The organism is Maribacter sp. (assembly GCF_049667165.1).
GTDB lineage: Bacteria > Bacteroidota > Bacteroidia > Flavobacteriales > Flavobacteriaceae > Maribacter_A.
In genome coordinates, this window is the sequence record NZ_JBATHS010000309.1 from 1 (window position 1) to 2,765 (window position 2,765).

A 2,765-nucleotide genomic window follows, 5' to 3' on the forward strand; every position below is an offset into this window, starting at 1 on the left:
CGATAAGATAGAGCGGGCACGGCAACAGGCCCGCAAAATGCGCACCGCGGCATCGATTAAGAAACCTATAAAACAACCCATGGATAACCCTATGGCATCCCTAGACCCATAATGCACAAGAAACCTACATACCACCTTTTATTTTTCGGATTGATGTGCGTTTGGCTCAATGCCCAGGATGTCGCCTATACCGATGCCAGTCCGACGTTGTTCGAAAACGCCCGTCATATGGTGTATGAGGGTGATCATCGATCTGCCAAGGATCTATTGCTTCAAGTGCTTACCAAAGCACCTGATCATTGGGAGGCCCGAACTTTATTGGCCCGAACCTATAGCTGGAACGGAAAGTACGATAAGGCCCGTGATGCATTTAATAAAGTCATTGCGGTAGAACGCAATCAGGATGCCGTATGGATTTCGGCCATTAAGAATGAACTCTATTCCAAAAACGAGGCAACCGCCCTTGGATTGGCCAACAAGGCGCTGTTATACATCAAAAACAATAAAGAGATAGAACGCCTAAGGGAAATGGCCTTGAACCGTATCGACGCTAAAGAATATACTGAACTGGGTTGGTACAATCAAGAATCGGCCCTAAGCACGAAAAAGGTCCCTAAAGAGCAGCGAAAAGGTAAAACGGCCCTTGCTGAAAAAAAAGACGGGGAGCCTTCGGAAGAAGAACCTTCCGGTACTATTAAGCCAATTACCCCTGCGGATAAGGATGTACAGAACAACAGGGTTTCCATACAAAATGCAGTTACGGTCTATGACCAACGTTATGATCCCATGGTCTATTCCAGTGTTTCCTATAAGCGTCATACATTGGCAGGTAGTATTATACCGCGGATTAACTATAGTAACCGTTTAGGTAAGAACGGGCTACAATATGACCTTGATTTCTATCCCAAGTTTTCGAAACGCTTTTATGCCTATATCAATTACGGATACTCGGAGGCCACAATTTACCCGAACCACAAGCTTGGGGGTGATCTCTATGTGAACTTGCCCTGGGCCATGGAATTTTCGGCCGGGGGTCGCTATATCAATTTCGATACCAAGAATGTTTCGGTCATCACCAATTCCATTGGGCATTACCGGGGCAATTATTATTTCTCGTTCCGGTCTTATATCACGCCAAGACCCGATAATCTGACCCGGTTTTCAGGAAACGTCCTTGTGCGCAAGTACCTCAAGGATGCAGAGAACTACATGGGCGTTAATTTCGGGATGGGTTATTCACCCGAATTGCGTCAGTTGACCTCAGGCGATGTATTGTTGGCCGAGACACTGCTTTATATAGAATCCCAACGGTTGAGTTTTGAGTATCAATTTACTGCCAAAAAGAGTCCCAATATATACAGGGCGAACATGGGAGTGACCCGCCAAGAATTGGTTTACGATTCGGGGAACTACTTTTGGGCCATTTCCGGTGGATTTACCTATCAAGTGAAGTTCTAACGTCACGGTCGTATGGAAGACCGCCATACTAAGGTTTCTCAAAGTAAATCCCTTCCTTAGTTTATAAGCATCCAATGGTGGCCCAGGGGCAATCGACCTGCAAGGGGAATCAAGAGGAATGGTAGGGGGGTGGCAGTGTGAAAGGTATGGCCTCGACTACGGCCGCCCATTCGGTTATTTTGATGTTTTCTTTTTATAGTTTAGCTGATCGCCAAAGACCCATTTATCGGCATACATGCCATACACCAATCCGATTTCGTTGTCCAGGACATATTGCTCGTCCTTTCCTGGGTCAAAATTCACATTATAGACATAGACCTTTATCCCTTGATCCCGTAATTGCTCCATCAGTTTTGTTTGGCTGGCAATGATTCGGCGGGAAAGCGCTACATATTGAATATTATTGACCACGAGGTAATTGAGTTTATCGCCCACCATATTCAAGAGTGGTTCTTGGGAAAGCATGGCGTTGATACCGCTGTTGAGGGCATCTTCTACGGCCATCACACTGAAAAGTTCCATAATCAATCGGTCCTTATCGACAAAACCATCGGCAAAGGAGATAGGGTCATTAACTTTATCGGTGACCAGGGTGGCATCGGGATGTGCGGCAAACCAAGCGTTGATCCCTTTATAATCCAAGGTGGTATAGTCCCCATAGATCTTATGTTTTTTGAATTCCGCGAGGGTCGGGGGTAGGGTACCTTCGTAATCGGTGAACCGGGCCCACATCTCCCAATCATGGGAGGCAACCAGGTGACCATCGGAAGTTTCTATAATATCGAGTTCAAAACGGCGGAACCCTTTTTTATAGTTCTGATCTAGGGCGTCCTTTGAATTGGTCGATTTAATGCCATCGACCTCACCGCCGGCATGGGCGATAAAACGATCGATATGGGGCTCATAGGTATACTGGATCTTGGGAAAATAGATTTGGTTATCCGAGAGGGTTTGGGGGATCTGCAAGGTAATGGTCGTCGAAATATCGTCTACCTGCTCCAAAAGGCCATCCCCAAGGTTATGCATGATATAGGCCTGTCTACTTTTAAGGGCGCTGAGTTTGGCAAATCCCATCTTGGCCAATGCACCGGATTGTTCACCTAAACTTTGGGAGGCCGAATCATGGGCCAGAATAGCGAATTTTGCCTTGTTTTTCTGCATTCGCCATAGAATGTCGACCAAGTTGGCGGAGGCCTCTTTGCTTGCATAGGTATCAAAGGTGCGGAATTCGTATTTCCCGGCGGTATTGAAATGGATGACGGTCAAGCCTCTTTCAATGGTCTCCGTTTGGTTCGCCATGGTAAAGG

2 protein-coding genes are annotated in these 2,765 nt (G+C 46.5%); one reads left to right on the forward strand and one right to left on the reverse strand.

Going from position 1 to position 2,765, the window contains the following annotated elements:
- Positions 1-153: 153 nt before the first annotated feature.
- Positions 154-1,458 (forward strand): YaiO family outer membrane beta-barrel protein, encoded by a 1,305-nt coding sequence (locus tag WBM98_RS14410; RefSeq protein ID WP_424366723.1) that lies wholly within the window; start codon positions 154-156, stop codon positions 1,456-1,458.
- A gap of 174 nt (positions 1,459-1,632) precedes the next feature.
- On the opposite strand, the gene WBM98_RS14415 is transcribed toward WBM98_RS14410, so the two are convergent.
- Positions 1,633-2,765: hypothetical protein (locus WBM98_RS14415; protein ID WP_424366724.1), on the reverse strand; the 1,133-nt coding region annotated here is incomplete at its 5' end.

Bases quoted from the DNA above. Each gene is read 5' to 3' on its own strand.
- WBM98_RS14410 (WP_424366723.1), top strand. From the start codon at position 154: ATGTGCGTTTGGCTCAATGCCCAGGATGTCGCCTATACCGATGCCAGT.